Genomic DNA, 757 nt, shown 5'->3' with positions numbered 1-757 from the left:
TAAGCGTCGCAGCTGCTCGTTTACGAGCCACTGTTGGTGAAATTTCTTACGCATTAGAAGAAATATATGGTCGTTACCAAGCTCAAGCTCGAACCATCAGCGGCGTATATGGCGCAGCGTATGATGAAGACAAGGACTGGAATTTGATTAAAGACGATATCGCAACGTTTGAAGCGCAACATGGTCGTCGACCTCGTATGCTCGTTTGTAAGATGGGCCAAGATGGACATGACCGCGGCGCCAAGGTGATCGCAACTGCATTTGCTGATGTTGGCTTCGACATAGATTTAAGCCCCATGTTCTCGACACCTGAAGAAGTCGCAAAACAAGCCATCGAAAACGACGTGCACGTAATCGGCGTAAGCTCGCAAGCGGCAGGCCACAAAACACTCGTTCCAGGGCTAATTCAAGCATTAAAAGAGCAAGGCGCTGAAGACATCAAAGTCGTCGCTGGCGGCGTGATTCCGAAGCAAGACTACCAAGTATTGTATGACGCAGGAGTGGTTGGTATTTTTGGGCCAGGGACGCCGATTCCACAGTCTGCACGCGAAGTTCTTGACGCTATTAATCAGGCTAATGCAGGTTAATTCATGACTGCTCTTGCGCCGATAAAGAAATTATTAGACGGACTCGTTCAGAATACCTCTGATCCAGTTCGTCGGCGCAGCCTCGCAAAATCTATTACCCTAATTGAAAGCACCAAAGCCACGCATCAAGAACAAGCACAAGCACTGTTAAACCAAGCCTTACCTTACTC

The 757-nt window shown here is 48.3% G+C and carries 1 protein-coding gene; it reads left to right on the top strand.

Annotation, left to right across the window (positions count from 1 at the left end):
* A partial coding sequence (locus A3762_RS18910) for a cobalamin-dependent protein (RefSeq protein WP_197469394.1) occupies positions 1-587 on the top strand: 587 nt, incomplete at its 5' end.
* Positions 588-757: the final 170 nt, after the last annotated feature.

This window comes from Oleiphilus sp. HI0125, assembly GCF_001635355.1.
The sequence above is the reverse complement of the archived record's forward strand: the minus strand, read 5'-3'. Positions and strand labels throughout refer to the sequence as shown.